Below are 1,159 nucleotides of genomic sequence, written 5' to 3' on the forward strand. Positions count from 1 at the left end.
ACGGCATGATGGGGTGGACGGCCCCCGAAGCGGCATCGATGTGCCAGATTGAGGTCGTATAGAACTTCAATCGAAGGAGCCGTCCGTGGAGCAGATTACGCGCATTTTCATTGATACGTCGAAGAGTATTTTCCAATTGCATGGCGTGAACGCGGCCGAGGAGCCGGTGGTTCGCCGCAAGCTTCGTCGCGGTCAGATGGTGGAGTTTTTCGCCCGTCTGGAGCCTGTGGTCGTGGGGCTGGAGGCCTGCGGGGCCTCGCACTATTGGGCGCGAGAGCTCAAAGGCCTGGGCCACGAGGTGCGGCTGGTCGCTCCGCAGCACGTGAAGCCCTATGTGAAGCGCAACAAGAACGACGCACGTGACGCCGAGGCCGGCTGCGAGGCGATGAGCCGGCCGACCATGAGCTTCGTGCCGGTGAAGTCGGCTGAGGAGCAGGCCGGCCTGATGTTGCTGGGGACCCGCGAGCGGCTGATCAACACCCGCACGCAGCTCTCCAACACGATCCGCGGCCACGCGGCCGAGTTCGGCGTAATTGCGGCGCGAGGACTGGACAAGATCGAGCCGCTGCTGGCACGCATCGCCGCCGATGAGAGCCTGCCGGATTTGGCGCGGGGGCTGTTTGCGCTGTTGGGCGCAGAATACGCTCAGCTGCAAGTTCGGATTGAACGCGCCGAGACCGAGCTTGCGGCTTGGCGGCGCACGAATGCCGCCAGCCGGCGGCTGGCCAAGGTCCCATCGATCGGCCCGGTGGGCTCGGCGATGCTGGTGATGAAGACGCCGGATCCAGCGGCCTTCAAGTCGGGCCGCCAGTTCGCCGCCTGGGTCGGATTGACGCCGAAGGATCATTCCACTGCTGGCCGACAGAGACTGGGCGTGATCAGTCGGGCGGGCGATGAGGCTCTGCGCAGTACCCTTGTGGTCGGGGCCACCGCCGTGATCCGCCAGGTGCGCGCCGGCCGGGCCGAACCGTCGCCCTGGCTGGCGAGGCTGCTGGCGCGCAAGCCGCCCAAGCTGGCAGCCGTGGCCTTAGCCAACAAGGTCGCCCGCATCGCCTGGAAGATGATGCTCACCGGCGAAGACTATGACCCCAACCGACTGCTGCGGCCCGTGATGCAGCAAGTCTAGACCAAGATCACCAGACCCGATCTGGATGATGTC

The 1,159-nt window shown here is 65.5% G+C and carries 1 protein-coding gene; it reads left to right on the forward strand.

Going from position 1 to position 1,159, the window contains the following annotated elements; genetic code table 11:
• Positions 1-85 precede the first annotated feature (85 nt).
• On the forward strand, positions 86-1,126 hold the full coding sequence (locus AC0L2Y_RS34385) for an IS110 family RNA-guided transposase (protein ID WP_473562307.1): 1,041 nt from the start codon (positions 86-88) through the stop codon (positions 1,124-1,126).
• Positions 1,127-1,159 lie beyond the last annotated feature (33 nt).

This window comes from Mesorhizobium sp. WSM4830 (assembly GCF_055811495.1).